General features: G+C 70.1%; 10 protein-coding genes and 1 pseudogene. 7 read left to right on the top strand and 4 right to left on the bottom strand.

The window, feature by feature from the left end; translation table 11 throughout:
* A pseudogene (locus tag YWM_RS26870) lies at positions 1-235 on the top strand (IS110 family transposase); the annotation flags it as partial.
* 8 nt (positions 236-243) lie between these two features.
* Here YWM_RS26870 and paaA read toward each other — a convergent pair.
* The gene (gene paaA / locus YWM_RS0111625; protein WP_028850874.1) at positions 244-1,182 is read right to left on the bottom strand and encodes a 1,2-phenylacetyl-CoA epoxidase subunit PaaA; all 939 of its coding nucleotides are present in this window, start codon (positions 1,180-1,182) and stop codon (positions 244-246) included.
* A complete protein-coding gene (gene paaZ / locus YWM_RS0111620; protein ID WP_028850873.1) occupies positions 1,179-3,233 on the bottom strand; it encodes a phenylacetic acid degradation bifunctional protein PaaZ in 2,055 nt (684 codons plus the stop codon). Before paaZ ends, paaA begins: the two co-directional genes overlap by 4 nt.
* Positions 3,234-3,299: 66 nt before the next feature.
* On the opposite strand from paaZ, the gene paaI reads away from it, so the two are divergent.
* From paaI to YWM_RS23280, 3 genes are all read left to right on the top strand, one after another.
* Entirely contained in the window at positions 3,300-3,713 is a 414-nt protein-coding gene (gene paaI / locus YWM_RS0111615; RefSeq protein ID WP_028850872.1) for a hydroxyphenylacetyl-CoA thioesterase PaaI, read from the top strand.
* The gene (locus tag YWM_RS0111610; RefSeq protein WP_028850871.1) at positions 3,710-4,324 is read left to right on the top strand and encodes a TetR/AcrR family transcriptional regulator; all 615 of its coding nucleotides are present in this window, start codon (positions 3,710-3,712) and stop codon (positions 4,322-4,324) included. Before paaI ends, YWM_RS0111610 begins: the two co-directional genes overlap by 4 nt.
* 467 nt (positions 4,325-4,791) lie before the next feature.
* Positions 4,792-5,559, top strand: coding sequence for an NPP1 family protein (locus tag YWM_RS23280; protein WP_052344806.1), 768 nt, complete (start codon positions 4,792-4,794; stop codon positions 5,557-5,559).
* A gap of 57 nt (positions 5,560-5,616) precedes the next feature.
* On the opposite strand, the gene YWM_RS0111600 is transcribed toward YWM_RS23280, so the two are convergent.
* Positions 5,617-7,155, bottom strand: a complete 1,539-nt coding sequence (locus YWM_RS0111600) for an AMP-binding protein (protein ID WP_028850870.1) — start codon at positions 7,153-7,155, stop codon at positions 5,617-5,619.
* 85 nt (positions 7,156-7,240) lie between these two features.
* On the bottom strand, positions 7,241-8,188 hold the full coding sequence (locus tag YWM_RS0111595) for a methionyl-tRNA formyltransferase (RefSeq protein ID WP_028850869.1): 948 nt from the start codon (positions 8,186-8,188) through the stop codon (positions 7,241-7,243).
* 142 nt (positions 8,189-8,330) lie between these two features.
* Between YWM_RS0111595 and YWM_RS0111590 the strand changes: the two genes are divergently transcribed.
* The 3 genes from YWM_RS0111590 to YWM_RS0111580 all read left to right on the top strand — a co-directional run bounded on the left by YWM_RS0111590 (position 8,331) and on the right by YWM_RS0111580 (position 26,228).
* On the top strand, positions 8,331-9,647 hold the full coding sequence (locus YWM_RS0111590) for a lysine N(6)-hydroxylase/L-ornithine N(5)-oxygenase family protein (protein ID WP_028850868.1): 1,317 nt from the start codon (positions 8,331-8,333) through the stop codon (positions 9,645-9,647).
* A gap of 91 nt (positions 9,648-9,738) precedes the next feature.
* The gene (locus YWM_RS23275; RefSeq protein WP_052344805.1) at positions 9,739-26,019 is read left to right on the top strand and encodes a non-ribosomal peptide synthetase; all 16,281 of its coding nucleotides are present in this window, start codon (positions 9,739-9,741) and stop codon (positions 26,017-26,019) included.
* Complete coding sequence (locus YWM_RS0111580; RefSeq protein WP_028850867.1) at positions 26,016-26,228, top strand: MbtH family protein; 213 nt, start codon at positions 26,016-26,018, stop codon at positions 26,226-26,228. Before YWM_RS23275 ends, YWM_RS0111580 begins: the two co-directional genes overlap by 4 nt.
* Positions 26,229-26,388 lie beyond the last annotated feature (160 nt).

Here is a 26,388-nt window from a genome sequence, read left to right as displayed (position 1 = left end):
CGCCACCGCCGGCAGCAAGACCCTCAAGTTCGTCTTCTACCAGTCGGCGTTCTGCGCCATCCAGCGCGACCCGGCCAGCAAGGCCTTCTACGCCCGCAAACGCGCCGAGGGCAAACGACACCACCAGGCCCTCATCGCGCTGGCCCGACGACGCATCAACGTCCTGCACGCACTGCTGCGCNCCCGCCAGCCCTACCAACCCGACTACCGGCGAAACACGGCTACCGCTGCTTGACAAACACATTAGGCAGCGACCTCCCGCCGCTCTCGCTGCTTGCGCGCGTGGGCAGCAGCGGCTTCGCGCACCCATTCGCCTTCCTCGTGCGCGCGCCGACGGGTGGCGATCCGCTGGGCATTGCACGGGCCGTTGCCGGCCAGCACCCGTTTGAACTCCGCCCAGTCGATCTCGCCGAAGTCGTAGTGGCCGCGCTCCGGGTTCCACTTCAGGTCCGGATCCGGCAGCGTCACACCGAGTGCCTCGGCCTGCGGCACCGTCATGTCCACGAACTTCTGCCGCAGCTCGTCGTTGGTGTGCCGCTTGATCTTCCACGCCATCGACTGCGCGGTGTTCGGCGACTGGTCGTCCGGCGGGCCGAACATCATCAGCGACGGCCACCACCAGCGGTTGGTGGCGTCCTGCACCATCTGCCGCTGCTCCTCGGTGCCGCGCATCATCGTCATCAGCAGCTCGTAACCCTGCCGCTGGTGGAACGACTCCTCTTTGCAGATGCGGATCATCGCCCGCGCGTACGGCCCGTACGAGCTGCGGCACAGCGGCACCTGGTTGCAGATCGCCGCGCCGTCGACCAACCACCCGATCACGCCCACGTCGGCGAACGTCAGCGTGGGGTAGTTGAAGATCGACGAGTACTTCTGCCGCCCGTTGATCAGCCGCTCGGTCAGCTCTCCCCGGTCGGCACCCAGCGTCTCGGCGGCCGAGTACAGGTACAGCCCGTGCCCGGCCTCGTCCTGCACCTTGGCGAGCAGGATCGCCTTGCGGCGCAGCGAGGGCGCGCGGGTGATCCAGTTGCCTTCCGGCTGCATGCCGATGATCTCCGAGTGCGCGTGCTGCGCGATCTGCCGGATCAGCGTCTTGCGGTAACCCTCGGGCATCCAGTCGCGCGGTTCGATGCGCTGATCACGCTCGATGGTGCGCTCGAAGTGTTCTTGCAGTTGCGTCATTGCTGCCCTCCCGCGTCGGTGGCGGGGTATTCCTTGGCGACCAGCGTCAACACGTCGTACTTGGCGACCGATTCGCCAGCCGCGTTGGTGACGTCGGTGTCCCACCGCACTTCGCCATAGTCGGCGTTCTCCCGTGGGGTGATCTGCTTGCAGGTCAGCGTCACGGTCAGCTCGTCGCCCGGCTTGACCGGCGTGAGGAACCGCAGGTTCTCCAGGCCGTAGTTGGCCAGCACCGGCCCGGGCTCGGGGGAGACGAACAGGCCCGCGGCGAACGACACCACCAGGTACCCGTGCGCCACGATGCCGCCGAACAGCTCGTTGGCCGCGGCCGCTTCCTCGTCGGTGTGCGCGTAGAACGTGTCGCCGGTGAACTCGGCGAAGTGGTCGATGTCCTCGCGGGTGACCGTGCGCGGACCCGCGACCACCGAGTCACCCACCCGCAGCTCGGCCAGCGACTTGCGGAACGGGTGCACATCGGTGTTGCGCGGCGCGCCGGGCACCCAGGTGCCGGTGACCGCGCTGAGCATCTTCGGGCTGCCCTGCACCGCGGTGCGCTGCATGTAGTGCAGGATGCCGCGCACGCCGCCCATCTCTTCGCCGCCGCCCGCGCGACCCGGGCCACCGTGCACCAGGCCGGGCAGCGGCGAACCGTGGCCGGTGGACTCCTTGGCGTCCTCGGCGTCGAGCACCAGCAACCGGCCGTGCCACGGCGCGACACCGAGCACCACCTCGCGGGCGAAGTCCTCGTCGGCGGTGACCACCGACCCGGCCAGGCTGCCCTCGCCCAGCGCGGCGAGCCGGATGACCTGCTCGGTGGCGGTGTAGGGGATCAGCGTGGAGACCGGGCCGAACGCCTCGACCTGGTGCGGCTCACGCAGCTCGGGATCGGAGACCTTCAGCAGCACGGGGGAGAGGAACGCGCCGCGCTCGGCGTCGGCGTCGACCACGTCGACATGCTGCGGGTCACCGAAGACGACATCGGCGACCGAGGTCAGCGCCTTCAGCGAGCGGCGTACCTCCTCGCGCTGTTCCAAGCTGGCCAGCGCGCCCATGCGAACGCCCTCGGCGGCCGGGTTGCCGACCGTCACCTTGGCCAGCCGCTCGGACGCGGCTTCCGCCACCGCGTCCATCAGGTCGGCGGGGACGAACGCGCGGCGGATCGCCGTGCACTTCTGGCCCGCTTTTACCGTCATCTCGGTGACCAGCTGCTTGACGTAGAGGTCGAACTCCGTGGTTCCGGGCTTGGCGTCCGGGCCGAGGATGGACAGGTTCAGCGAGTCGGCCTCGGCGGTGAAGCGCACGCTGTTACGCACGATCGCCGGGTGGGTGCGCAGCTTCTGCGCGGTGGCGGCCGAGCCGGTGAAACCGACCAGATCCTGCTCGGTCAGGTGGTCCAGCAGGTCGCCTGCGGAACCGCACACCAGCTGGATCGACCCCTCGGGCAGGATGCCCGACTCGACGATCAGCTCCACCAGGCGATGCGTCAGGTACGCCGTCTGGCTGGCAGGTTTGATCAAGCTCGGCACCCCGGCGACGAACGCGGGCGCGAACTTCTCCAGCGGACCCCAGACGGGGAAGTTGAACGCGTTGATCTGCACCGCCACGCCGCGCATCGGGGTGGCGATGTGCTGGCCGTGGAACGTGCCGCCTTTGCTCAGCGGCTCGAGCCCGCCGTCGAGGTAGACGTGTGAGTTCGGCATCTCCCGGCGGCCCTTGCTGCTGTAGGCGAACAGCACGCCGATCCCGCCGTCGATGTCGAACTTCGAATCACCCAGCGTCGCGCCGGTGCGGTAGGAGAGCTGGTAGAGCTCCTCGCGGTGTTCCCGCAGGTAGGAGGCCAGCGCCTTGAGCAGCGCGGCCCGCTGGTGGAACGTCAGCTCGCGCAGCGCGGGGCCGCCGACCGTGCGGCCGTACTCCAGCGCGGCGGCCATGTCGACGCCCTTGGTGGAGATCCGCGCGACTTCCTCGCCCGTCGCCGCGTCGCGCAGCGGTGTCCCTTCGTCGCTCGGGGTGAACCAGGCGCCGGACACGTAGCTGCGCAAGGGTGTCATCGCAAGACCTTCCCATCAGGTCGAATTACCTACCGCTCGTTTAGTAATTAATGATAGCGTGTCCGCATGGGTTCGGAAACCGCCGCACGCCGCATGCTGGAGGCGGACACCGCTTCCACGGCACTGGGGATGGAACTGGTCGAGCTGCGGGTAGGCCATGCGGTGGTGCGCATGCGCCTGACGGAGCAGATGGTCAACGGCCACGGCATCGCGCACGGTGGCTATGTGTTCATGCTCGCCGACACGGCTTTTGCCTGCGCGTGCAACAGCCACGGCCCGACCACGGTCGCCTCGGGCGCCGAGATCACGTTCGTCGCCCCGGCAAAGGAGGGCGAGGAGTTGTTCGCGGTGGCCGAGGAACGCACCCGGTACGGACGCAACGGCATCTACGACGTCACCGTGCGCCGCGGTGCGATCGACGGACCGGTGGTGGCGGAGTTCCGCGGACGCAGCAGAGTCGTGCAGGTCAACGGGCAATGACGACGACCGCGCCGCGCAAACAGGGCAGGCGAGGCCGTCCCGGGTACGACCTGGAGCAGGTGCTCGAGGTCGCCGCGCATCTGTTCTACGAGCGCGGGTACGACGGCACGTCGATGGAGGAGCTGAGCAAGCGCCTCGGCTTGACGAAAGCGGCCATCTACCACCACGTCGCGGGCAAGGAGGAACTGCTCAAGCTGATCGTCGATCGCGCGCTCGAAGGATTGTTCGCGATTGCCGACGAGGTGCGCGACGCCGAAGGGCCTGCGGTCGAGCGGCTGGAGCGCCTCGTGCGGGGCGCCGTGCACGTGCTGGCGGATCGGCTCCCGTTCGTCACGGTGTTGCTGCGGGTGCGGGGCAACACCACGGTCGAGCGCGAAGCGTTGGATCGCCGGCGGCGGTTCGACCGGCGCGTCACCGAGCTGGTGAAGCAGGCGCAGGCGGAGGGCGATGTGCGCTCCGATCTGGACCCGGCGACGGCCGCTCGGCTGTTGTTCGGCCTGGTCAACTCGCTGATCGAGTGGTACCGCCCGGAGCGGGAGTGGGCCGCCGACGACTTGGCCGACGTCGTGGTCGAGGTGGCGTTCGACGGCCTGCGATCGGCGGCTCACTGACCGCTGCCAGGGCACGACGCCGTTGTCGTCGCAGAAGCTGCCCCGCCGCCCGTCGTCCGGCAGCGTGGCGAGATGGATCGCGATCGCCGCGCCCTGCTGCGGTGTGCGCGTCCCTTGGTGGCCGGTGAAGTCGGTGGCGACCTAGCCGGGCAGCAGGCGTTGATGATGACGTTGGTGTCGGCGAGCCTGCGCGCGTCCTGGGTCGTGATCGCGTTCAGCATCGTCTTCGAGGCCGCAGCATGTCGCCGGGCCGGTCGTCGACGCTCCGCACATCACCACGGTGCTCGCTTGGCCACCGAGTGGTGCCGCTCTGGTGGAACCGCTGGTGCGGATCGCCACCGCGGTGTGTGCCCGCGAGCCCGCCGCTGCCGGGTGACGGGCAAGATCCGACTTCCGGAGGCTGTGTTGCGCCCGTCGCCGTTGCTACGGTCACCGCATTTCGACCGGGGAGATCGAAAGGCGCGGCGATGCTCAAGCGGGGGTTGGCTGTCACAGCGGCAACGGCAGCGGCAGTCCTTCTCGCGCCTGCCCCGGGCGCCCTGGCCGACCCGCCTCAGGCTCTCCCGGCCAACCACACCGAAGCCGAGGGCAAGTGGCAGCCGGCGTTCGACTACGACAAGGACGGCTGTTATCCGACACCGGCGATCGGCCCCGACGGCACGCTCAACCCCGGCCTGAACAACTCCGGCGCGCTCAACGGCCAGTGCCGGGACAGCTGGGACCTGGACAACAGCAACGCCTACTCGCGGGCGCACTGCGACGACGCCAGCGGCTGGTGTGCCTACCTCTACGACCTGTATTTCGAGAAGGACCAAGCCGTGCCGGGCTGGGATTGCTGCGGCCACCGGCACGACATCGAGCACGTCGTGGTCTGGGTGCACGACGACCAGGCCCGCTACGTCGCCACGTCGGAACACGGCAACTACGCGGTGCACCCCGCCTCGGACGTGGCCTGGGAGGGTACCCACGCCAAGGTCGTCTACCACAAGGACGGCATCAGCACCCACTGCTTCCGGCTGGCCCGGGCCGACGAGGAGCCGGAGAACCACCACGGCAGCTGGCACTACCCCGCGCTGGTCGGCTGGGACGGCTTCCCGGACGGCATTCGCGACCAGCTCGTCGCTGCCGACTTCGGCGCGGCCACGCTCGGCATCTCCGACGAGACGTTCGCGAGCAACCTGGCCAAGGCCAAGCCGGACGAGGTTCCGGATTCCGCGCTCCCCGCGGCCCCGTGACCTGCACGGCCCGCCGGGTTCCCTGCTCCCGGTGGGCCGTGCACCCTGGTCTGCGGGTCAGTTCACCTGGCGGGTGCGGCCCTTCCAGTACGGCTCACGCAGCTTGAACTTCTGCACCTTGCCGGTCGCCGTGCGCGGGATGCTGTCCCGGAACTCCACCGACGTCGGTGCCTTGTAACCGGCGAGCCGCTGCTTGCAGTGCTTGATCAGCTCTTCCTCGGTGACCTCGGCGCCGTTCTCCTTCACCACCAGCGCCTTGATCGTCTCGCCCCACTTCTCGCTGGGCACACCGATCACCGCGACCTCGGCCACCGCCGGGTGGCTGAACAGTACGTCCTCCACCTCGATCGACGAGACGTTCTCACCACCGGTGATGATCACGTCCTTCTTCCGGTCGGAGATGACCAGGTGGTTCTCCTCGTCGAACGAGCCGCCGTCACCGGTGTGGAACCAGCCGTCGGCCAGTGCCTCCTCGGTAGCCTGCGGGTTGTCCCAGTACGACTTGAGCACCACGTTGGCGCGGGCGAGCACCTCGCCGGAGTCGGAGACCTTGAGCCGCACCCCCAGCGCCGGGAGGCCGGCGCGCGACAGCTTGCGAGCGCGCTCTTCTCCGGGCAGCTCGTCGCTCTCCGGCTGCGAGCGGTTGAACGTCAACAGCGGAGCCGTTTCGGTCAGGCCGTAGATCTGCAGGAACTCCCAGCCCAGCTCCTCCTGCAAGCGCTGGATGGTGCGCGACGGCGGTGGCGCGCCGGCGCACACGATGCGCACCCGATCGCGGCCGGGGATCTCGCCTTCCCAGTCGCGCGCGGCGTCCAGCACCATGTTCCACACCGCCGGAGCACCGCACATCAGCGTGACGCCGTGCTCCTGCACGCGCCGCAGGATCTCGGTCCCGTCGACCTTGCGCAGCACGACCTGCTTGACACCCAGACCGGCCAGGGCGAACGGCATGCCCCACCCGTTGCAGTGGAACATCGGCAGCGTGTGCATGTACACGTCGCGCTCCCACGCGCGCACGTGCATCGCGAACGTCACCGCGTCGATCCAGATGTTGCGGTGAGTCAGCTCGACACCCTTGGGGCTGGCGGTGGTGCCGGACGTGTAGTTGATCGTCGCCGTCGCGTCCTCGTCCGGCTCGGACCACGGACGTGGCTCGACGTCGAACCGCATCAACTCCTCCTCGGTCTGCCTGCCGAGGACGAATCGGTGCTTGGGGCCGATGCCGTCGAGGGTCTCCTCCAGCTCGGGGTCGATCAGCAGCACGGACGCGCCGGAGTGCTGCAGGATGAAGTCGACCTCTTCGCGTCGCAGCCGGAAGTTGATCGGCACGCAGATCCGGCCGCTGCTCGGCACCGCGAACAGCAGCTCGAGCAGCCGGGCGGAGTTGTGGCTGACGACCGCCACCCGTTCCCCCTCGCCGATCCCCAGCTCGTCGAGTCCCGCCTGCCACGCCCGGATCCGGCGACCGAACTCGGCATACGTCGTCTCGGCTACCGGATCGGCCGGCTGTTGTGGTTCGTCCACCACGGCCGTGCGATGGCCGAAGCCGAACTCACCACGATCGAGGAAGTCTGCGATGGTCAAAGGGACACGCACGTCGAACGCCTCCTCACAGCTCGCCGTAGGTGCTCCCACTCCACCACACGTGGCAAGGGTGCGCAGCAACAAAATTCGGCCAAGTTCACGGATGGGCGGTCAGATATCCACCCATGCTGCGGAAGTACTCGGTGGCGGCGAGCTCGGTGCCGTCCTCGGTGCGGACCCGTTCGACGCGCAGACCATGGTTACGGCCGAAGCGGGCGTCGGCGCCCGCGACGATCACGACCCCGTCGCCTTCTCGAATGAAGATGCGGCCGGGTGTCCCGCCGTAGCGGCCCTGCGAGACCGAAGCGCGGACGATCCGCAGCCGCTTGCCCTTGTGGTAGGTGAACGCGTTCGGGTACGGGTCGGACTGCGCGCGCACCAGGCGGTCGATGTCCTCCGCGGGCCAGGTCCAGTCGATCCGGCTGTCCTCGATCGAGCGCTTGTGGAAGAAGCTCGCTTTGGACCGATCCTGCGGGACGAAGTCGCGGCGGCCGGACGCGATGAAGTCGAGCGCTTCGCCGACCACCGGCTCGATCAGGTCCACGGTGCGGTGGAACAGGTCCGTCGCGGTGTCCCGAGGGCCGACGTCGATCGCCTTCTGCACGACGATGTCGCCCGCGTCCAGCTCCTCGTTCATCATGTGCGCGGTGACGCCGACCTGCTTCTCCCCGTTGATCAGCGCCCAGATGATGGGGGAGAAGCCCGCATAGGCGGGCAGCAACGAATCGTGCACGTTGAGCGTGCCGAACCGGGGCAGCTCGAACACGTGCGGCGGGATCCACGTGCGCCAGTTGTTGGCCACGATCAGATCCGGGTCGATCTCCTTGAGCTTGCCGAACAGCTCGTCGTCGTCCGGGCGATTCCGCAGGACGACCTCCACGCCGTGCTCCGCCGCCAGGTCCGCCACCGAGTCCGACCAGATCTTCTCGTAGGCGTGGTCGGACGCGGGGTGGGTGACCACCAACGCCACTTCGTGCTCGGAGTCCAGTAGGGCGCGCAGCGTGCGATGCCCCCACGTCTGGTACCCGAACATGACGATCCGCATCGGCGGTCCTCCTTGTTTGTGCTGGTCAGGGCGTGGCGCAGGGTGGGGAGATCAACGTCACCCCGTTCGCCGTAATGAAGGCTAGCCTAACTTAGGTTAGGGTAACCTCCGTTGAGCGGACCGGCTACGGAGCGGACTTGATATGTCACCTACTGTGCCTGTGTACGACCTCGTCGGAGTGGGTTTCGGCCCGGCCAACTTGGCGCTGGCCATCGCGCTCGCCGAGTACGACGAGCAACGCCGGCCCGAAGACCCGGTGCTCACCGCCCACTTCCTGGAGCGGCAGGAGTCCTTCGCCTGGCACAGCGGGATGCTGATCGACGACGCCACGATGCAGGTGTCGTTCCTCAAGGACCTGGTCACGTTGCGCAATCCGGCCAGCCGGTTCAGTTTCCTGTCCTATCTGCATGCGCACGACCGGCTGGTCGACTTCGTCAACCACAAAAGCCTGTTCCCGCTGCGGGTGGAGTTCAACGACTACTTCCGCTGGTGCGCCGAAGCGGTCGCCGACCAGGTCGCCTACGGCCGGGAAGTCACCGCGGTGCGGCCGGTGGAGCAGGACGGCGAGATCGGCTACCTGGACGTCGTCACCAGCGCCGGCGACGTCTACCGGGCCCGGAATCTGGTGCTGGCCACCGGGCTGATCCCGACGCTGCCGCACGGTGTGGCCCGCGGGGAGCGCATCTGGCACAGCAGCGAGCTGCTGCACCAGGTGGACGGCATCGACGCCGACGACGCCAAACGGTTCGTCGTGGTCGGCGCCGGCCAGAGCGCGGCCGAGGTCACCGCGTTCCTGCACGAGAAGTTCCCGACCGCCGAGGTGTGCTCGGTGTTCTCCCGCTACGGGATGAGCCCGGCCGACGACAGCCCGCTGGCCAACCGGATCTTCGACCCGGCGACGGTGGACGAGTTCTACTACGCCCCTGAACCGATGAAGCGCAAGTTGATGGACTACCACGCCAACACCAACTACTCGGTGGTCGATCTGGACCTGATCGAGGAGTTGTACCGGCGGTCCTATCGGGAAAAGGTGCTCGGCAACCAACGGCTGCGGTGGTTCAACGCCAGCCGCACCGTCGACGTGGTGGACACCGGGCGGGGCGCGTTGGTGACCGTGGAGTCGATGCTCACCGGTGAGCGCACGGTGCTCGACGTCGACGCGGCCGTCTTCGCCACCGGTTATCGGTGCGACGATTCGTTGCCGTTGCTGGGGGATCTGGCCCGGCGCTGTCACCGGGACGAGTGCGGCAGGCTGCGAGTGGCGCGCGACTATCGCGTGGTGACCGATGAATGTCTGACCCCTGCGATATACCTGCAAGGCGGTAGCACCGAGCACACGCACGGGATCACCTCGTCGCTGCTGTCCAACAACGCCGTGCGGGCGGGGGAGATCGTGCAATCGCTGGTGCACCGGATGAGTTCTCGTCAGAGTGTGCTCAGCACGGCGGGCACCCGCTGACCGCCACCGCATCGTTCGATGGGATGACCGTCGTTTCGTGCTGCCCGCTGCGCGGCGCGGCCGAGTCGGTAAGAAGGCAGGAGAGGCTCTCATGTTCGATGATCGGCCGGAGCGTGCCGGTCTGCCCCTCACCGGCGCGCAGACCGGGATCTGGCTGGCTCAGCACCTCGAGCCGGACAACCCGATGTACAACATCGCGTTCCGGCTGGACGTGCGCGGCCCGGTGGATGTCGACCGGCTGCGGGCCGCGGCCGAGCAGGCGGTCGCGGAGGCGGACTGCCTGCACCAGCGGCTGACCGGGACGGTCGACGAGCCGCGGCTGGTGCCTGCCCGGCTGCCGATTTCGGTCGACGTGGTCGACTTGCGCGCGATGGACGATCCGCCCTCGGCGGCCACGGAACTGATGCGGCGGGATCAGAACGAGCCGGTGGATCTGGCCCGGCCACCGCTGTTCCGGCACGCCCTGCTGCGGCTGGCCGACGACTGGGTGATCTGGTACCAGCGCTATCACCACATCCTGATCGACGCCTACGGCGCCGGCTTGCTGACCATGCGGGCGGGCGCGCTGTACACGGATCCGGACAGCGCCGGCCCGGCCCCCGAATGGGCGGTGCAGCGGCTGCACGAGGAGGACGAGCGGTACCGGTCGTCCGAGGATTTCGTTGCTGACCAGCGGTTCTGGCATGAGTACGTCTCCGGCGTCGGGGAGCCGGCGCGGCTGGTCCCGCGCGGTGAGCGTGCGGTGCGTCGTGGCCTGCGCACCTCGGTGGTGCTGGACGCAGAGCGCTCGGCGGTGGTGCGGTCGGCGGCGGAGCGGGCCGGGGTCCGTCCGTCGCGGGTGATGATCGCCGCGGTCGCCGCCTATGTGCATCGCCGCACCGGCGCGGTCGACGTGACGGTGGGGTTGCCGGTCACCGCGCGGCTGACCGAGCCGCAGCGGGCCGTTCCTGGCATGGCCTCGAACGTGGTACCGCTGCGGCTGGCCGTGCGGCCCGAGATGACCGGTGCCGAGCTGGTCCGGGCGACGGATGCGGCGGTGCGCGCCGTGCGGCCGCACGTTCGCTATCGCGGCGAGGAGCTGGGTAAGGAGCTGGGCGGGCAGGACGGCGTGGTCGACCTGATCGGCCCGACGGTCAACGTGCTGCCGTTCGTCGAGCCCGTCCTCGGCGACCTGGAGCTGGCGTGGGATCCGCTGTGGCTCGGCCCGCTGAACGATCTGACGATCACGGTCACCGACAGGCACGAGGCCGGGCTGCGGGTGGATTTGGACGCCGATGCCGCGGTGGTGGACGAGCGTGCGCTCGCCGAGCACCGGGACCGGCTGCTGGCGACCCTCGACGGTCTGATCGCCGCGCCGGAGCGTCCCCTCGCTCAGTGGGAGCTGGTGCCCCGGGCCGAGCGTGAGCACCTGATCGAGACGCTCGGTGCGGCCGAGTATCCGGCTGCCGACGTCACGTGGCCGGCCGCGTTCGAGGCGCAGGTGGAGCGCTCACCGGACGCCGAGGCATTGGTCTGCGAAGGCAGGCGGCTGACGTACGCCGAGCTGAACAACGCGGCCAACCGGCTCGCCGGGCTGCTGATCGCCCGCGGGATCGGCAGTGAGGACGTCGTCGCGCTGGCGTTGCCCCGCTCGGCCGAGCTGGTGATCGCGCTGCTCGCGGTGTTGAAGGCAGGCGCGGCCTACCTGCCGCTGGATACCGACCACCCCGCCGAACGGCTGGCGTACGTCCTCGACGACGCCGGTGCTCGCACGGTGCTGACCAATCGCGAGCTCGTCGAACACTTACCGGAGGTCGGCGGGCTTGCGTGCCTGGTGATCGACGACGAGCAGGTGGTCGACGCCCTGGCGGCCTTCGACGGCAAGAACCCCGACGTGCCGGTGCGGCTGCAGGACCCGGCGTATGTCATCTACACCTCCGGCTCCACCGGTCGTCCCAAGGGTGTCGTGGTGACGCACGACGGAGTCGGCAGCCTGATCGCCACCGCGACCGAGCGGCTCGGGGTCACCGCGCAGTCACGGGTGGTGCAGTTCGCCTCGATCGGGTTCGACGTCGCCGTGTGGGACCTGATCATGTCGCTGTGCGTCGGTGGCACGGCCATCCTGGTGCCCACCGAGCGGCGGGTCGCCGGGCGTGCCCTGACCGATTACCTGCACGAGCACCGGGCCACCCACATGATCTTGCCGCCGTCGCTGGTGGCCGCGTTGCCGGAGGACGCCCCGCTGCCCGAGGGTGCGGTGCTGGTCGTGGGCACCGAGGCCGTGCCCGCCGAGCTGATCGCGCGGTGGGTGGGCCGGTTGCGGGTCGTGGTGGCCTACGGGCTGACCGAGGCCAGCGTGAACTCCACGCTGTGGCTTGCCGACCCGCAGCGGCCGGGGAATCCGCCGATCGGAGTGCCGGATCCGAACACCCGCTGCTACGTGCTGGACTCGGCGCTGCAGCCGGTGCCGGTCGGGGTCGAGGGTGAGCTGTATGTCGGCGGTCGAGGCCTGGCCCGCGGCTACCTGCGGCAGCCGGGGATGACCGCGGAGCGGTTCGTGGCCGATCCGTTCGGGCCGCCCGGGTCGCGGATGTACCGCACCGGTGACCGGGTGCGCTGGGCCGCCGACGGCACGCTGGAGTTCCTCGGCCGGACCGACGCCCAGCTGAAGATCCGGGGTCACCGGATCGAACCGGGCGAGGTGGAAAGCGCCCTGCTGGCCTGCCCGGGGGTGGCGCAGGCCGCGGTGGGTGTCCGGGAGGACCACCGCGGGGTCAAGCGGCTGGTCGCCCATCTCTCCGGCCAGGTCGACGTGGCGGAGGTGCGGGCGCGGCTCGCCGAGCGGTTGCCGGACCACCTGGTGCCGTCGGCGTTCGTGGTGTTGGACTCCCCGCTGCCGCTGACCCCGAACGGCAAGCTCGACACCAAGGCATTGCCGGAGCCGCGGTGGACGGAGCTGGCCGGTTCGGATGCGCCGAGTTCGCCGCTCGAGGCGCTGCTGGCGGAGCTGTTCGCCGAGGTGCTCGGCTTGCCGTCGGTCGGCGTGCACGACAGCTTCTTCGAGCTGGGCGGCGACAGCATCGTGGCGATCTCGCTGGTCAACCGTGCTCGGGAACGCGGTGTGCACTTCACGCCACGGGACGTGTTCCAGCACCGGACGGTCGCCGCGTTGGCCGCCGTCAGCGAGGTGACCACGCGACTGCCGGAGTCGTCCGGCGACGGGGTCGGTGCTGTGCCCGCGACCCCGGTCATCAGCTGGCTCGCGCGCACCGTGGGCGAGTCCTCGGTCGACGGCTTCCACCAGTCGATGCTGCTGCGGCTTCCCCTCGAGGTCGGCTTCGACGACGCCGTCCAACTGGTGCAGGCCCTGCTGGACCGGCACGACATGCTGCGCGCTCGGCTGACTCGCGGTGAGTCCTGGACTCTGGACGTGCCCGGGCCGGGTGCGGTGTCGGCGGCGGAACTCCTCGAGGAAGGCGACGTCGATCCCGCCGCGTTGGCGGCCCGGCTTCGGCCGGAAGAGGGCGTCATGCTGCGCGGCGCGTGGCGCCCCGGACGGCTGCTGCTGGTGATCAATCACCTGGTGATCGACGGGGTGTCCTGGCGCATTCTGTGCGACGACCTGGCCGCCGGGTGGCGGCAGCTGAGCGCGGGCGAGCCGATCTCCTCGCCGCCGGTGCCGACGTCGTTCCGGCGTTGGGCGCGGCTGATCGCTGCCGGGCCTGCTGAGACCAGAGCCGATACGCCGCCGTTGCTGGCAGGCAAGGAATTGGACCCCGAGCGGGACACCGCGGAGACCGAGCGCTCGCTGACGGTGAGCCTGCCCGCCGACGTCACCGAAGCGGTGCTGAATCGGCTGCCCGCGGCGTTCCACGGCGTGGTGGACGACGTGCTGCTGGCCGCGGTGGCGGTGGCGGTGAACCGGTGGCGGGGCGCCGACGGTCCTGTGTTCGTCGACCGCGAGAGCCACGGGCGGCACGAACAGGTTGCTCGGCAGCTGTGGGGCGAGCCGGTGGATCTGACCCGCACCGTCGGCTGGTTCACCAGCATGAACACCGTGCGCCTCGAGGCGGGTGACGACCTGGCGGGCGCGGTGAAACGGGTCAAGGAGTCGCTGCGGGCCGTCGAGCACGAGGGCTTGCTCGGCACGCCGGGCGGCGGGCAGGTGCTGTTCAACTACCTCGGTCGGTTCGGCGGTGCGGGCGGAGACTTCGGTCCGGCGTCCGATACGCCGCTCGGCTACGGCCGAGACCCGCGCATGCCGCTGTCCCACCTGCTGGAGGTCAACGCGATCGTGCGGGCGGGCCGGCTGGAAGCCACCGTGTCGTGGCCCGCTCGGCTGCTCGCCGAGGACGAGGTGGCCGAGTTCGCGCAGCACTGGCAGCACGTGCTCGGTGAGCTGGCCGTCCTGGAGGTCGACAACGGTCACACCCCGTCCGACTTCCCGCTGGTTGCCCTCGAGCAGCACGAGGTCGACCAGCTCACCACCGAGTTCGAGGTCGAGGACCTGCTGCCGCTGACCCCGCTGCAGGAAGGCTTCTACTTCCACGCGCATGTCGACGACCACGACACCTACGTGGTGCAGCAGATCGTCGCTCTGCGCGGCGAGGTCGACGCGGCTGCGCTCCACCGTGCCGTCCAGGCGATGGTGCGACGGCACTCCCCGCTGCGCGCCTGTTTCCGGCAGCTCGCCGACGGGCGGCTGGTTCAGGTGATCGCTGCGTCGGTCACCGTCCCGTGGCGGGTGGCCAGTGGTCCGGTCGATGCGGTCGCCGACGCCGAGCGGCGTGGCCTGTTCGATCTGGCGAAGCCGCCGTTGTTGCGCGCGGCGTACGTCCCCGGCCAGGGCGGCGGGCACCTGATCCTGACCGTGCACCACATCGTGGCCGACGGCTGGTCAGTGCCGCTCATGCTCTCCGATCTGCTCGCCTCCTACGCCCCGGAGGGCGACCAGCAGCAGCTGCCACCCGCCTCGTCGTACCGCGACTACCTCGCGTGGCTGAGCGATCAGGACGACGAGGTGGCGCGGCGCGCTTGGCGTCGTGTGCTCGACGGCTTGCCGGGAGCGACCCTGCTGGCGCCCGCAGGCACGGATCCTGCCGAGGCGACTGGCCACCTCGTCATCGACCTCCCCGCGGACGTCAGCCGGGCACTGCAGGCACGAGCCCGAGAACGCGGCCTCACCCTCAGCACCGTCGTGCAGGCCGCGTGGGGCGTGGTGCTCGGCAGGCTGACCGGCCGGACCGACGTGGTGTTCGGCAGCACGGTGTCCGGACGCGCCGCAGGCGTGCCGGGGATCGAGTCGATGGTCGGGCTCTTCGTCAACACCGTGCCGGTGCGGGTCCAGACCGACCCCGGACAACCGTTCGCCCACCTGGCCGCGCAGCTGCAGAGCGCGCAGGCCGAGTTGCTCGGCCACCAGCAACTGGGTCTGGGGGAGTTGCAGCGGTTGTCCGGGGCCGACGGGGACCTTTTCGACACGCTCGTGGTGGTGGAGAACTACCCGATGCCCGACGAGGTCCGTGACCCCTCGGGCACGGTGGAGATCGCCGACGTCCGCTTCGTGGAATCCGGCCACTATCCGTTCACGGTGACCGTGTTGCCGGGCGAGACGCTCCGCCTGGAGATCAACCACGACCCACAGCGGCTCGAGGAGCGCCGGGCACGCGCCGTCGGGTCGGCGCTGGAGCACGTGCTGCAGCAATTCGCCGCCGACCCTGATCGCCGCGTGGGTCAGGTCGACCTGCTCGCGGACGCGGCTCGGCGCCAGGCCGTCGCTGGGATGTCCGGGGAGAACCGAGACCACGGCGAGGCAACCGTCGTCGAGGCATTCCTGGCCCAGGCCGAGCGTCGGCCGCAGGCCACGGCGGTCCGCTCTGACGACGGCGAGCTGAGCTACGCCGAACTGGCCGATCGGGCGGCGCGCGTGGCGGGCATGCTGCGCTCGCGCGGAGTCGGCGCGGAGAGCGTGGTCGCGGTGTCCGTGCCGCGCTCGGCGGAGTCCGTCGTGGCGATGCTCGGCGTGCTGATGTCCGGCGGTGTCTACCTGCCGGTCGATCCGGAGTACCCGGCCGATCGGCGGCGGTTCATGCTGCAGGACTCGGGCGCCCGAGTTGAGCTGACGCCGGATGACCTGCGCTCGCTGACCGCCGAACCGGCGACGCCAGTGGCCCTGCGTGGCGCCGACGCCGCGTACCTGATGTACACCTCGGGTTCGACCGGGCGCCCGAAAGGCGTGGTGATCAACCATGCCGCGCTGATCAGCCAGCTGACGTGGGTGGTCGAACACTTCGGGCTCGGCCCCGACGACACCGTGCTGCACCAGTGCTCGGCCAGCTTCGACCCGTCGATCGAGGAAGTCCTGGCCACACTGGTCGCCGGGGCGACGGTGGTGGTCGCGCGGCCCGGCGGCCAGACCGATCTGGACTATCTCACCGAGCTGGTGCGGACGGCCGGCGTGACCTTCATGGACCTGGTGCCGTCGCTGTATCGGGCGCTGGTCGACCACGCGGCGGAGCAGCCGTGGTGGCGCTCGCTGCGCGTCGCGCTGTCGGGCGGCGAAGAACTCACCGCTCGGCTCGCCGCGCGCTGGCGCGAGCTGACCGGCGTGGAAATGCACAACACCTACGGTCCGACCGAGGCCACCGTGCAGGTGTCCTCGTGGCGCGTGCCGGAGGAGATCAGTGGCAGCATCCCGATCGGGGTGCCGGTGCACAACACCGCGTTCCGCGTGCTCGACGCTGCCCTGCGCCCCGTACCCGCTGGCCAGCCAGGGGAGCTGTACATCGCGGGTGCGCAGCTCGCCCGCGGCTACCTCGGCAAGCCAGGGCTGACGGCGGAGCGCTTCGTGGCCGATCCGTTCGGGCCACCAGGGTCGCGGATGTATCGGACGGGCGACCTGGTGCGCTGGGAACGGCACGGCGAGGCCGCGGTGCTGACCTATGTGGGTCGCGTCGACCACCAGGTCAAGGTCCGCGGCAACCGCGTCGAACTGGGCGAGATCGAGTCCGTCCTGCGAGAGGCCGACGGCGTCACGGACGCCGTGGTCGAGGCGCGGCCGGACGAGCGCGGTGTCATGCTGCTCGTGGCCTACGTGACCGGCGCCGATGTGCAGCCGGCCGAGCTGCGCGCTCACCTGTCACGCGCGCTGCCTGCCGCCGTGGTTCCGCACCACGTGCTGGTGCTCGACGAGTTCCCGTTGACCCCCGCGGGCAAAGTCGACCGGAAGGCCTTGCCTGCTCCGGAGATCACCAGGGAAGCCGTCGCCGAGGCGGCCGATCCACGTGCCCGCGTGCTGTGCCGGATCTACGCCGACGTGCTCGGGCTGGTAGAAGTCGGGCCCGACGAAGACTTCTTCGCACTGGGCGGCGACAGCATCCAGTCGATCACCGTCGCCCGGCGCGCCCGTGAGCACGATCTCGTTCTCACCCCGCGCGACGTCTTCCAGCAGCGCACAGCCGCAGCGCTGGCGAAAGTGGCAGGGAGATCGGGGCCGGAGGCGGTGACGCCGGACGACGGCACCGGCGACGTGCCGGCCACGCCGATCATCCGCTGGCTCGCGCGGGTAGCAGGCGACGCCCCGGTCGACCGCTTCTTTCAGTCCGTCACGCTGCGGATTCCCCGCGAGCTCGGCCGCGCCGACGTCGAGAAGCTGGTGCAAGCGTTGCTCGACCGGCACGACATGCTGCGGGCACGACTTGTCCGCGGTAACGAGTGGAGCTTGCACGTTCCGCAGCCCGGCTCGGTACGAGCCACCGACGTCTGGGAGCGGGACGAGGTCTGGGACCCGGCGGCGGTGGCTGCGAGTCTGCGCCCGGAGGACGGCGTCATGCTCCGCGCGGTGTGGCAGCCCGGCCGGTTGATGCTGGTGGCCCATCACCTCGCGGTCGACGCGGTGTCCTGGCGAATCCTGTGCGACGACCTGGCCACCGGGTGGCGGCAGCTGAGCGCGGGGCAGCCGGTCGAACTCCCGCCGGTACCGACATCGTTCCGGCGTTGGTCGCAGGTACTGGCCGATGCGCGATTGCCGGAGCAGGGAGAAGTCCAGCAGGGGCCGCTGCCGCCGCTCGACCCCACCCGCGACGTCGCGGCCACCCTCCGCACGGCAACGATCAGCCTGGCCGCGGACGCCACCAGCCGCCTGCTGGGTGACGTTGCGGCCGCCTACCACGGGACCGCCAACGATGTCCTGCTGACCGCCTTGGCCGTGGCCTTGCAGCGGTGGCGGTGGGCCGACCAGCCGGTACTGGTCGACCTCGAAGGCCACGGCCGCGAGGAAGACATCGCCCGGCAGGCCGGAACCACGGTCGATTTGACCCGCACCGTCGGGTGGTTCACCAGTCTGCACACCGTGCGCCTCGACCCGGGCGGGAACGACCCGCAGCGCGCGGTCAAGCGCGTGAAGGAAGCCGTTCGAGCGGCCACGCGGGACCGCATCGGTGGAAGCGGCGGCGCCCAGGTGCTGTTCAACTTCCTCGGCCGCTTCTCGCTCGACAGCGACTCCGGCGGGGACTTCTCACCGGTGACGGAGACCGAGCCGCTGGGCCACGGCAACGACCCGCGCACGCCGCTGGGCCACGCACTGGAGATCAACACCGCGGTCCAGGGCGACGGCAGGCTGGAGGCGTTGCTGTCCTGGCCCGGCGAGCTGCTCACCGACGACGACATCGCCGAGTTCCAGCAGGCATGGCAGCAGGCCCTCACCGAGCTGGCGACGCACGACCTGCCGGGCCCCGGCCGCGGCTACACACCGTCGGACTTCCCGCTGGTTCAGCTGGAGCAGGACGAGATCGACCGCATCACGGCCGAGCGCCGGGTGTCGGACATCCTGCCGCTCGCGCCGCTGCAGGAAGGCCTGTTCTTCCTGGCCAGCTACGACACCGAAGAACTGGACGTCTACACGTCGCAGTCGGTGTTCGACCTGTCGTGGCGGGTCGACATGGAGCGGATGCGCGCTGCGCTGTCCGTGGTGATGCAGCGCAATGCGGCGCTGCGCGCCGGGTTCACCAGCCGGGGAGTCTCCCGCCCGGTGCAGTTCATCGTCGAAGAGCCACCCGTGCCGCTGACGCTACTCGACCTGAGCGATCTCGACCGGGCGGAGCAGCAGCGTCAGGCCGAGGCGTTCTTGGCGGAGGACCGGACGCGGCGGTTCGCCCTGGACGAGCCGCCGCTGTGCCGGGTGACCGTGCTGCGACTCCCCGAGCGCGACCGGCTGGTGCTGTCCGGGCACATGATCGCCTGGGACGGCCCGTCCGCGATGCTGTTCATGCGTCAGCTGTTCGCCCACTATGCCGCCGACGGCGAGCAGACGGTGCCTGTCGAGGCCCCGGGCAGCTACCGCGACTACCTGGAATGGCTGGACGGCCAGGACACCGAAGCCGCGGTTGCGGCGTGGCGGGAGGCGTTGGCCGGACTTGACGAGCCGACGTTGGTCGCTGAGCAGAGCAGCGCGACCTGCTTGCCGGAGAACATCGACGTGCGACTGGAGCCGGGCTTGACCGAGCGGGTCACCGCGGTGGCCCGGTCCATCGGGGTCACGCCGAACGCGCTGTACGCCACCACATGGGCGCACGTCCTGTCGGTCATGACCGGCTCGTCGGACGTGGTGTTCGGGATGGCGACCGCCGGCCGCCCGGCGGCGATCCCGAACGTCGAATCGACCATCGGCATGTACGTCAACACGGTGCCCGCCCGGGTGCGGGTGAACCCGGCGGAGCCCGTTGCCGACATGCTGCGCCGCTACCAGCAGGAGCGCGCCGCCGTCATGCCGTACGAGTACCTCGGGCTGGGCACGGTGCAGGCGGAGTCCGGGCACCGGGTGCTGTTCGACACCGTGTTCGTGCATCGACCCGGTGGCGGTGAGCAGGAGCTCCGCGAGCTGCGCGAGACCTACGGCATCGACGACTTCTCCAACATCGACGCCACGCACTACCCGCTCACCATGATCATCACCCCGGACGAGCAGACGCTGGTGACGCTGTCGTACCGGCCGGACGTCTTCGCCGAGGGCGAGGCGCACCGGATCGTGCAGCGCTACCTCTCCGTGCTGGAGCGCATGGTCGAGAGTCCGGAGGCACCGGTGGGCAGGCTGCCTGCGGCGCTGCCCGGCGAGGCGAAGCCACTGGTTTCGAGCGAGCGGCCGCTCCCGGACGCGACGGTCGCGGACCTGCTCGCCGCGCAAGCGGCGCGGACCCCGGACGAGATCGCCGTGGTGTTCGGTGAGCACCGCCTGACCTACCGGGAGCTGGACGCCCGCATCAACCAGCTCGCCCGGCTCCTGCTGGCGCACGGCGCAGGTCCGGAGCGCATCGTCGGCCTGGCACTCGGCCGATCGCTGGACATGGTGGTGGCGCTGTTCGCGGTACTGCGGACCGGCGCTGCCTATCTGCCGCTCGACCTGGACCACCCGCACGACCGGCTGCGCGAGATGCTCGCCGACGCGCGGCCGCAGTGCGTGCTGTCGACCTCGGACGTCGGGCTCACCGAGGACGCGATCTGCCTCGACGAGCCCGGCTTGCTGGATCGCTGTTCCAGCTCGCCCATCACCCAGCAGGACAATCCGGCATTCGCTCCGGGCGTGCCGAACAGGCTGGAATACCCGGCGTACGTCATCTACACCTCCGGTTCCACCGGGCGGCCGAAGGGCGTGGTCACGCCGTACCGCGGGCTGACGAACATGCAGCTCAACCACCAGGTGGAGATCTTCGGCCCGGCAATTGCCTCGGCGGGCGGTCGTCGCATGCGGATCGCGCACACCGTGTCGTTCGCCTTCGACATGTCGTGGGAAGAGCTGCTCTGGCTGGTCGAGGGCCACGAGGTGCACGTCTGCGACGAGCAACTGCGCCGGGACGCCCAAGCCTTGGTTGCCTACTGCAACGAACACCGCATCGACGTGGTGAACGTGACGCCCACGTACGCCCAGCTGTTGATCGAGGAGGGCTTGCTGGAGTCCGGGCCACAAGCACACCGGCCTCCGCTGGTGCTGCTGGGCGGCGAGGCAGTGCCGGATTCGGTGTGGTCGACGCTGCGGGCGACCGAGCACACCTACGGCTACAACCTCTACGGGCCGACCGAGTACACCATCAACACGCTCGGCGCCTCCACCGCGGAAAGCGCCACACCGACCGTCGGCAAGCCGATCCTCAACACCCGTGCCTACGTGCTCGACGCGGCCCTGCGCCCGGTGCCCCCGGGCTGCCCGGGCGAGCTCTACATCGCGGGCGTCGGATTGGCACGCGGCTACCTGAACCGGCCGGGGCTGACCGCGGAACGGTTCGTCGCCGACCCGTTCGGTGAGCCCGGCTCGCGCATGTACCGCACCGGCGACCTCGTGCTGGTGCGACCGGACGGCAACATCGACTTCCTCGGCCGCACCGACGACCAGGTCAAGGTGCGCGGCTACCGGGTGGAGCCGGGGGAGATCGCCAGTGTGCTCGCCGAGCATCCCGCGGTCAGCCAGGCGGTGGTGGTCCCGCGCGGCAGCGGCCACGCCAAGCGGCTCGTCGGCTACGTCGTGCTTACCGGCCAGGCCGATGACCTGCGGGATTACCTCAAACAGCGACTGCCGGACTACATGGTGCCCTCGGCGTTGGTCCCGGTCGAGACGATCCCGCTCACGGTCAACGGCAAACTCGACGTGGCCGCGCTGCCGGAGCCGGCGTTCACCTCGGCCGAGCGGCGCCGGCCACGAACCGAGCAAGAGCGCGCCCTGTGCCGCCTGTTCGAGCAGACCCTCGACCTGCCGGACGGCAGCGTCGGCCTGGACGACGGATTCTTCGACCTGGGCGGGCACTCGCTGCTGGCGACGCGACTGATCGCGCGCGCTCGCAGCGTGCTCGGGGTGCATTTGGCCATCCGCGACCTGTTCGAGGCGCCGACCGTCGCCGAGCTGACCCGGCGCCTCGACGGCGGGACGGATGAGCGACCACCGCTACGTCCCCGGTCGCGCCCGGCCGAGCTGCCCGCGTCCGCCGCGCAGCAACGGCTCTGGCTGATCCAGAACCTGGAGAAGGACTCGGCGGCCTACAACTTCCCGTTGTTGACCAAGCTGCGTGGCCGGCTGGACATCGCGGCGCTCCGTGCCGCGTTGACGGACGTCGTGCGGCGGCACCAGTCGCTGCGCACGCTGTTCGTGGACCGCGAAGGTGTGCTCTACCAGCGAATTCTCGATGCCGACGAGGCGCGGCCGACGCTGCGCGTGGCCGACGACGCGGCGCCGGAAGCCATCGCCGACGAGCTGCACCGGCCGTTCGATCTGGCCACCGAGCTACCGCTGCGTGCCACGGTCTTCCCGGCGGGCGAGGAAGAGCACGTGCTGGCCGTCGTGCTGCACCACATCACCACCGACGAGTGGTCCGACCGGCCGTTCCTGCGTGACCTGGCCACCGCTTATGCCGCGCGGTCCGCAGGCAACGAGCCGAGTTGGGAGCCGTTGCCGGTGCAGTACGGCGACTACACGCTCTGGCACCAGGAGCTGCTCGGGGACCCGGACGATCCGCAGAGCAGGGCTGCCCGCCAGCTGGACTTCTGGCAGCGCACGCTGGACGGCGCGCCGGACGAGCTGAGCCTGCCGACCGACCGGCCGCGGCCCGCTCGGCCGTCTTTCGCAGGCGCCGAGCACACGGTCGAGATCGACCCGGAGGTCTACCGCGGGCTCAAGCGCCTCGGCAGCGAGACCGGCACCAGCATGTTCATGCTCGTGCACACCGCCGTGGCGGCGTTGTTGACCAGAATGGGCGCGGGCGACGACCTCCCGCTCGGCGCGCCGATCGCGGGACGCACCGACGACGCGTTGGACGATCTTGTCGGCTTCTTCGTGAACACCCTGGTGCTGCGGACCGACACGTCGGGCGGGCCGAGCTTCCGCGAGCTGCTCGCGCGGGTCAAGGACCTCGATCTGGCGGCGTTCTCCCATGCCGACGTGCCGTTCGAGTGGGTCGTGGAGCGGGTCAATCCGCCGCGCAGCCCGGGCCGGAACCCGCTGTTCCAGGTGATGGTCGGCTACCACGCCAGGGAAACCGACCAGGCGTTCACGCTGCCCGGATTGACCGCGGAGCCGGTCGAGTCCGATGCCCGCACGGCGAAGTTCGACCTGGTGTTCAGCTTCGCCGAGGTGCTCGGAGCCGGGATGAGCTGCACGGTGGAGTTCGCCACCGAGCTGTTCGACCACGAAACGATCGCGTTGCTCGGCAGGCGCCTGCAGACCGTGCTGGCGGCGCTCGTCGCCGACCCCGATCGGTCCATCGACTCGGTGGACGTGCTCGTCGGGGACGAGGCCGAGCGCGTGCTGGAGGCGTTCAACGACACGGCTCGCGAGGTCGACGAGGCCACCTTGCCCGAGCTGTTCGCGCGCTTGGTGGCCGAGCAGCCCGACGCCGTGGCCGTGGTGGACGGCGGGCACGAGTACACCTACCGCGACCTGGACGCGCGCGCGAATCGGATCGCCCGGCTATTGGCCGCGCGGTCGGTCGGTGCGGAGAGCGTGGTCGGCATCGCCATCCCACGGTCGGTCGACCAAGTCGCGGCGATCCTCGGCACGCTCAAGGTCGGCGCCGCCTACCTGCCGCTCGATCTGGCACACCCGGCGGACCGGCTGGCGTACATGCTGTCCGATTCGTCGGCCACCGTGGTGCTGACCACCGAACAAGCGGAAGGCAAGCTGCCCGCGGTGCCCGACGTTCTGCCGGTGGTGCTGGACGAGCCGCGGGTCGCCGCGGAGCTGGCCACGCTGGATGACCGGCCGATCGAGCTCCGGGTGCATCAGCATCAAGCGGCGTACGTCATCTACACGTCCGGCTCGACCGGCAAACCGAAGGGCGCCGTCGTCTCGCACGAGGGCATCGGCAGCTTGATCGCGACCGCGGTCGACCGGATGGGCTTGCGGCGTGACGCGCACGTGCTGCAGTTCGCCTCCATCGGGTTCGACGTCGCGGTGTTCGAGTTGTGTATGGCGCTGGGGTACGGCGGGCGCCTGGTGCTGATCTCCGACCAGGCTCGGGTCGCGGGCCCGCAGCTGACGGAATTTCTCGACGAGCACGCGATCACGCACATGATCCTGCCGCCGTCGCTGGTGTCCGCGCTGCCGCCGGAGTGCGAGCTGCCGGCGGGCGCGACATGCCTGGTCGGTACCGAGACCGTGCCGCCGGAGTTGTTCGCGCGCCACCCGCGCACCAACCTCATCGCCGCCTACGGTCTCACCGAAGCCACGGTGAACTCCACGTTGTGGCATCCGGAGCCCGGCTTCACCGGGCCGGTACCGATCGGCGTGCCCGACCCGAATACCCGCTGTTACGTGCTGGATTCGGCGTTGCGGCCGGTGCCGCCCGGGGTGGTCGGCGAGCTGTATGTCGGCGGTCGCGGGCTGGCGCGGGGTTACCTGGGCAGGCCGGGGCTGACCGCGGAGCGATTCGTGCCCGACCCGTTCGGAGCACCCGGCGCTCGCATGTACCGCACGGGTGACCGGGCCCGGTGGCGGTCGGACGGCACGCTCGAGTTCTTCGGCCGGGTCGACTCGCAGATCAAGGTGCGCGGTTTTCGCGTCGAGCTCGGCGAGATCGAAGCCGTGCTGACCAGCCATTCCGAGGTCCGACAGGCCGCGGTGGTCGCCGACGCCAACGGTGACCTGGTGCGCCTGGTCGCCTACGTGCACGGATCGGCCGAGCCCGGCGAGTTGCAGGCGCACGTCGCCGCCCAGTTGCCGGAGTACATGGTTCCCGCGCTGATCGTGCCGCTGGACGGCCCGCTGCCGCTGACGCCCAACGGCAAGCTCGATCGGCGCGCACTCCCGGCGCCGGACTGGGCGGCCATGACCTCCTCGGTCGCGCCGCGCACGCCGGAGCAGCGGGTGCTGGCCGAGCTGTTCGCCGAGACCCTCGAGCTGGACGACGTCGGGATCACCGACAACTTCTTCCTCCTCGGCGGGCATTCGATGGCGGCGATGCGGCTGCTCGGCCGCATCCGGTCGCGGTTGTCCGCCGAGTTGACCATCCGCGACGTGTTCGACGCGCCGACCGTGGAGCAATTGGCGGAGAGGCTGAGTGCGAGCGAGCGCTCCGCGGAACCGGAGCTGCACCGGTTCGAGGTGATGTCGGAACGCTCGCTTCCGGTGGCGCCCGCGCAGCGGTGGCCGTTGCGGTTGCATCAGCGGCACCAGCAGTTCGATCACGCGTTGGTGTTGCGCTCGGCCTGGCCGCTGGACGCCGAGGCGTTGGCCGGAGCGCTCGCCGACGTGGTGCAGCGGCACGAGCCGTTGCGGACGATCTTCACCGAGGACGGCACGGCCCGCGTCGCCACGGACCCACCGGAGTTGACCGAGGAGTTCAGCGCGCACATCGACGCCCGGGTGGCCGAGCTGGCCGTCGAGCCGGTCGACCTCACCGAAGAACCGCCGATCAGAGCGGCCTTGCTGACCGGGCCCGACCGGTCGCAGGCGCTCCTGCTGTGTCTGCACTACACCGGTGTCGACGAGTGGTCGGTAGTGCCGCTGCTGCGCGATCTGAACCTCGCCTACCAGGCTCGGCTGGCCGGGGAGGAGCCCGATTGGTCGCCGCTGCCGACGACCTACGGCGACTACGCGCGCCGGCAGATCGACGCGCTCGGTGATCCGGAAGCCCTCGACAGCCGTGCCGCCGAGCAGGTCGAGTACTGGCTCGAGCAGCTGTTCGGCATGCCGCCCCGGTTGCGGCTCCCCGCCGATCGGATCCGCAGGCCGGAAACCGTGGGGCGGGCCGCGCTCACCGCGTTCGAGCTGGACGAGCGCCTGCGCGCCGACGTCGAACGGCTCGCCGCCCGGACGGGCAGCAGCATGTTCATGATTCTGCACGCCGCGCTGGCCGCGGTGCTCACCGCGCGGGGCGCCGGCACGGACCTGCCGATCGGATCGCTGGTTGCCGGGCGGACGGACGACCGGCTGGCCGACCTGGTGGGCTGCTTCGCCAACACCGTGCTGCTGCGCACCGACACCAGCGGCGATCCCAGCTTCCACGAGCTGCTGGCCCGCGTCCGGGAGACCACGCTGGACGCGCTCGACGCCGCCGAGCTGCCGTTCGACGAGGTGGCGCAGGCGATCGGCTTGACCGGGCTGCAGGTGCTCCTCGTCCAGCACGAGCAGCCGGACGTGGCCGAGCTGGAGGGCGACATCGGTGCGCTCGAGGCGGTGCCGACCGGCGCGTTGCAGGCCGACCTGACGCTGAGCTTCTACCAGCCGCGCGGCGCCGGGCCGGTCGACTGCCACCTGGTCTACGCAGACGACTTGTTCGAGCCGGACACCGTGCAGCGGCTGGCGGACGACTTGCTGGCCGTGCTGCGGACAGCCGCGGAGGATCCGAGCAGGCCGCTGTCCGAGCTGACCGACTTCGTCCACACCGACCCGCACGAAGGAGAGGATCAGACGTGAGCACCAACCCGTTCGACGACCAGGACGGCCGTTTCCGTGTGCTGGTGAACGACGAGAACCAGCACTCCCTGTGGCCGGAGTTCGCCGAGGTCCCGGCCGGCTGGCGGTCGGTCTTCGGCCCCGAGACCAAGGCCGCGTGCCTGGCCTATGTGGAGGAGAACTGGACGGACATGCGCCCGGCGAGCCTCGTCGCCGCCGATCGGGACTGACGCCGTCGGTCACGGGCACGGGGCGCTCGGCATCGGTAGTGCGTCAGCGCTCCGGCTGAGAGTCGCGCGTAGGTTCGCCGCCGGGGTGAGTGCTGCGTCGGAGTTCTTCGGCTGACGAGTTCGCGGCGCGTCAGCTCTCCGGCCGCGCGGCCACCGCTGT

This window comes from Thermocrispum municipale DSM 44069, assembly GCF_000427825.1.
Taxonomy (GTDB): Bacteria; Actinomycetota; Actinomycetes; order Mycobacteriales; family Pseudonocardiaceae; genus Thermocrispum; species Thermocrispum municipale.
The sequence above is the reverse complement of the archived record's forward strand: the minus strand, read 5'-3'. Positions and strand labels throughout refer to the sequence as shown.

Bases quoted from the DNA above. Each gene is read 5' to 3' on its own strand.
- YWM_RS23280 (WP_052344806.1), top strand. From the start codon at position 4,792: ATGCTCAAGCGGGGGTTGGCTGTCACAGCGGCAACGGCAGCGGCAGTC.
- YWM_RS0111595 (WP_028850869.1), bottom strand. From the start codon at position 8,188: ATGCGGATCGTCATGTTCGGGTACCAGACGTGGGGGCATCGCACGCTG.
- paaI (WP_028850872.1), top strand. From the start codon at position 3,300: ATGGGTTCGGAAACCGCCGCACGCCGCATGCTGGAGGCGGACACCGCT.
- YWM_RS0111590 (WP_028850868.1), top strand. From the start codon at position 8,331: ATGTCACCTACTGTGCCTGTGTACGACCTCGTCGGAGTGGGTTTCGGC.
- paaZ (WP_028850873.1), bottom strand. From the start codon at position 3,233: ATGACACCCTTGCGCAGCTACGTGTCCGGCGCCTGGTTCACCCCGAGC.
- YWM_RS23275 (WP_052344805.1), top strand. From the start codon at position 9,739: ATGTTCGATGATCGGCCGGAGCGTGCCGGTCTGCCCCTCACCGGCGCG.
- paaA (WP_028850874.1), bottom strand. From the start codon at position 1,182: ATGACGCAACTGCAAGAACACTTCGAGCGCACCATCGAGCGTGATCAG.
- YWM_RS0111610 (WP_028850871.1), top strand. From the start codon at position 3,710: ATGACGACGACCGCGCCGCGCAAACAGGGCAGGCGAGGCCGTCCCGGG.